This window comes from Collinsella sp. TF10-11AT (genome assembly GCF_003437565.1).
Classification (GTDB): domain Bacteria; phylum Actinomycetota; class Coriobacteriia; order Coriobacteriales; family Coriobacteriaceae; genus Collinsella.
The window spans coordinates 1-4,145 of record NZ_QSQW01000024.1 but is presented as its reverse complement, the minus strand read 5'-3'; the positions used below and the strand labels follow the sequence as shown (position 1 = coordinate 4,145).

Annotated in this window: 4 protein-coding genes and 1 pseudogene; all 5 read left to right on the top strand. The window is 56.4% G+C overall.

Annotated elements, in window-relative coordinates; all coding sequences use genetic code 11:
• Positions 1-159 precede the first annotated feature (159 nt).
• Positions 160-648, top strand: a complete 489-nt coding sequence (locus DXC99_RS10140; RefSeq protein WP_035137745.1) for a hypothetical protein — start codon at positions 160-162, stop codon at positions 646-648.
• A gap of 38 nt (positions 649-686) precedes the next feature.
• On the top strand, positions 687-1,454 hold the full coding sequence (locus tag DXC99_RS10135) for a GntR family transcriptional regulator (protein ID WP_035137744.1): 768 nt from the start codon (positions 687-689) through the stop codon (positions 1,452-1,454).
• On the top strand, positions 1,439-2,152 hold the full coding sequence (locus DXC99_RS10130) for a GntR family transcriptional regulator (RefSeq protein ID WP_117630082.1): 714 nt from the start codon (positions 1,439-1,441) through the stop codon (positions 2,150-2,152). The genes DXC99_RS10135 and DXC99_RS10130 overlap by 16 nt, the downstream gene beginning before the upstream one ends.
• A gap of 193 nt (positions 2,153-2,345) precedes the next feature.
• Entirely contained in the window at positions 2,346-3,461 is a 1,116-nt protein-coding gene (locus tag DXC99_RS10125; RefSeq protein WP_117630081.1) for an SIS domain-containing protein, read from the top strand.
• Between the two features lie 60 nt (positions 3,462-3,521).
• Positions 3,522-4,145, top strand: a pseudogene (locus DXC99_RS10120) (SIS domain-containing protein); the annotation flags it as partial.

Below are 4,145 nucleotides of genomic sequence, written 5' to 3'. Positions count from 1 at the left end.
GGAGCCCACTTCTCAAAACAAGGCAGGCACCCCGGCCCTCGTCCGTGAACTCTTCCGCTGGGCGAGCTATAGACGCCGCGCACCGATAGGGTAAGGCGGCGGCTTGAAATTGGTGCTATATTCAGCTTGAGTTGTTTAATGCTAGTACGGGAGGCTGATATGGGGCTGTTCAAGAAGAAAAACCCGCAGGATGCCTTTGATCCCGATGTGTTTACCATCACGGATACGATTTTGGACCCGCCGCGGTTTACATTTTTGCCGGCTATCTACCAGGATGCCACGCGCCGCAAGTGGGCTGTGCATCAACGCGGTGGCGAGCCGAAGATTTTTGACTATGCGGACGTGTTGCAGTGCGAAGTGGCCGAGGCGGGCGATCCGGAGGCCGAAGAAGCGGTCTCTAAACAGGAATTTGCCCAGCGTATCCTGGCAAATCCTGCCAAGGCAGCAAAAATAAATGCTGCCAAGCGTAATATGTGTCTTGGTATGGGCGTTGTTGTGGCGGTTCAGACGGGAAAAGACGAGGTTTCCAAATTAGAGATTCCCGTTATGACCGACGAAGTCAAACGCGATTCAAGTCTATATAAGTCGTATCGGAATGTCGCCGAGAAGATCAAGGCAGAATTTGATGCCATGGGAGGGCTGGCCTAATTTTGGCGGCATACGTTTCTGAATGAGGAGTCTGTGCAATGGCAGGCGAATCTTATGCAATTCCCCCCAAAGATCATGCTGTTGAGGGAATTCTTTGGTATATCCAGCACCATCAGCTTGCCGGCGGCGATCGCCTGCCGGCCGAGCGCGTGCTGTGCGAAGAGATTGGCGTTTCGCGTACGGCGTTGCGTGCCGGTATCACGCGGCTTATCTCGTGTGGAACGCTCGAGAGCCGTCGCGGATCGGGCACGTATGTGTGTCCTCCCAAGCCGCTGAACATCTTCCAGGAAACGTATAACTTTTCCGATGCTGTGCGGACTGCCGGCCTGCACCCCTCTTCTCGTCTGGTTTCCACCGGGACCATCGAGGCGGATGAGGCGCTTGCCGACAAGCTTGGGGTGGCTGTAGGCGCTCCCTTGCTCCGCATGCAGCGCGTTCGACTTATTGAGGGCGAGCCGGCGTCAATCGAGACCGCTCACGTTAACCTGTCCCTGTGCCCATCGCTTCCCGAGCACGATTTTGAGTGTGAGAGCCTTTACGATGTCTTGCTCAAAGAAGGTGGCGTGCGCGTTGAGCATGGACGTGAGCATATCTCCATCTCGCGTTTGAACGTCGAAGAGGCCGAGCTGCTCCAGCAAGAAGAGGGAACGCCGGTGTTCTATGAGAGCTCGATCGAATTTGATAAGGACATGCGTTTTGTGGAGCATTGCAAATCGGTGATTTTGCCCACAAAGTTCCGCTTTGCCGATAACGGCGAAGAGAACGGCATGAGGAGCGTGGCAGGTGAACAATGGCTGAAACAGTAGATGCCACCCCGGTTTATATGCGCATTCGACGCTGCATCGAGGAACGTATCGAGCGCGGTGCATATCCCACGGGTTCCATGATTCCGTCCGAAAAAGACCTCGCCGAGGAATTTGGTACGACACGCTTGACCATCCGAAGCGCTGTCGATGAGCTGGTTCGACGCGGGCAGATTCGCCGTGTTCGGGGAAAAGGTGCCTTTGTGGCGCCGAAAGTACCTGCTTTTTTTGAACGCACGGTCGGTTTCCGTGAATCGGTCCGTGCTTCGGGCGGCGAGCCGTCCGTCCGTATTCTCGCGCGTTCCAAGCGTTATGCGGGGCCATATTACGCCGACCTGTTTGGCATCGCCGAGGACGACCTGCTCTATTCCGTTCGACGCCTGAACTGCATAAACGGTAGCCCCGTATCGATTGAGACGGCGCTGATTCCCTGCCTGCTGTTCCCAACCATCGAAGATATTGACGTGTCGGTCTTCAGTTTGTACGAGACCTATGAGATGCTGGGCCGAAAGCCAGTCATGGCACAGGAAAAGCTCGATATCGAGGCACTGGGCGCACGAGATGCCGGCCTCCTTGGACTGGAACAGGGCGATCTTGTTTTGCTTTTGGAATGCGTGAGCTATGACGCGAGCGGTCAGGCTATCGAGTATGTAAAGTCCTTCAATCGTGGCGATACGGGCGGCTACACCTATACGTACTAGCTGGTATTTTGTGAATAACGGCTGGGAAACTAACCAGTTTTGATCGTTGGGTCAGCTGTATATACAACCTTACATGGCTCAAAATCGACCGTTCGCCGAAGGGGATAAATTAATCGACAAAGAGGTATCAAAAAGCCGTAACCTATAACTGTGATTGGTATCAAATACTAATGATTTGTTACGAGGTGAGACGATGAAGATGCTCGATTACGTTCAGCTTGCCCATGTGCGTATGGGAGAGAACCTCGAGCGTTCGTCTGAGCTGGTAGCGCAGCTCGTTGATATTTTCCAGTCCGGTTCTTTTGACGCGCTGCGCATCGTTGCTTCGGGTTCGTCGCGCCATGCTGCGGATTGCGCCCGCGATTACCTGCAAGATGCGCTGCAGATGCAGGTGTCCGTTGTGACGCCCGAGGCCTTCGTCGATTTTGAACACACCTATCCACAGCATGCGCTTAACATTGCCGTCTCGCAGAGCGGCTATTCAACCAATACGATTGCGGCGCTCGATTACATGCGCGCACACGATATGGCTGCAGTTGCGCTCACGGCAAACGTCGAGGCACCCATCAAGGAACACGCTGACATCGTTCTTGACTACGGTGTGGGCGTCGAGTCGGTGGACTTTGTGACTCTGGGCGTCGGGGTTCTCGTTGAGTACCTGGTGCTCTTTGGTATTTACGGCGGTCAGGCGCGCGGAACGATTGACGCCAAGGGCGTTGCTCAGCGTCTTGATGACCTGCGCGAGGCTATCCAGGCTAATGCCGTGATGTGCAAGACCGCCGAGGCATATGTCCAAGATCACATGCTCGAGCTTTCTGAGCACATGCCCGCCATGGTCGTCGGCAACGGCCCCAACTATGGTGTTGCCGAGGAGGCAGCGCTCAAGCTGAGCGAGACCATCAAGATTCCTGCCATGCATCACGAAGGCGAGGAGTTCGTCCACGGTCCCGAAATGCAGATCGTTCCGGGCTATCTGGTGTTTATTGTCGACGATCCGCAGGGGTCGGAGCGTCTTGCGAATATCGCCGATGCGCTATCGAACGTTACGACAAAAACGGTGCTGCTCACGGCCCATCCCAAGGGCAAGGCTCACGAGGTTGCGGTGCCTCAGGTGGCTCCGCTGCTCAGCGCAATTCCCAATCTTGTGTTCTTCCAGACGATTGCGGCAATGATCGCCGAGCGTCTGAAGTCATGGGACGTGCACCCGTATCTCGATGCCGTCTCCAAGCAAATGGAGGTCAAGGCAGAGGGCTACGAAGAGTCAGTCAATGCGCTTAAGGCCAAAGCGGCCGAGTGTTACGGAATGTAAGCGGGTTTTGATGCCCGTTGGCATGGGGGATGTGGAAACAACCCCAGAAAGGAGAGACAAATGAAGGAAACCGAGAAGATCGAGATCATGCATTTCGACCAGGAGGGCTATCTCGAGGACGGCAAGGCGCTCTACGAGACCGGCAAGAAGATGACCGCGCTCGCCGACAAGGTCGCCGACGAGGGCTACGACGCCGTGTTCCTGATGGGCGTCGGCGGCACCTGGGACGAGCTCATGCAGCTCGAGTACCTCATGAACAAGTTCGGCGACCGCGACCTCGAGGTCTACCTGATCCACGCCGCCGAGTGGAACGTCATGGGCCACAAGCGCATGACCGAGAAGTCCGTCGTGCTCACCGCCTCCGAGTCCGGCACCACCCCCGAGGTCCTCGAGGCCGTCAAGAAGATGAAGGACATGGGCGTGCGCGTCTACGCCATGACCAAGCCCGAGGGCCCCATCGGCCAGGCTGTGGGTGCCGAGAACTGCGTCGCCATGGCTTCTGACCATGGTTCGGGCGGCTGCGAGAAGGGCTACTACCTCGCCGACTGCTTCGGCCTGCGCCTGCTCAACCGCCGTGGCTGCTTCCCCAAGTTTGATCTGTTTATCGAGCAGACCAAGGACATCTGGAAGGACATGCTCGACATCCGCAAGCGCTTCGAGCCGCGCGCCGAGGAGCTCGCCAAG

What these genes read in the sequence shown, in the direction of transcription:
- DXC99_RS10135 (WP_035137744.1), top strand. Translation starts at nt 687, where the DNA reads ATGGCAGGCGAATCTTATGCAATTCCCCCCAAAGATCATGCTGTTGAG.
- DXC99_RS10125 (WP_117630081.1), top strand. Translation starts at nt 2,346, where the DNA reads ATGAAGATGCTCGATTACGTTCAGCTTGCCCATGTGCGTATGGGAGAG.
- DXC99_RS10140 (WP_035137745.1), top strand. Translation starts at nt 160, where the DNA reads ATGGGGCTGTTCAAGAAGAAAAACCCGCAGGATGCCTTTGATCCCGAT.
- DXC99_RS10130 (WP_117630082.1), top strand. Translation starts at nt 1,439, where the DNA reads ATGGCTGAAACAGTAGATGCCACCCCGGTTTATATGCGCATTCGACGC.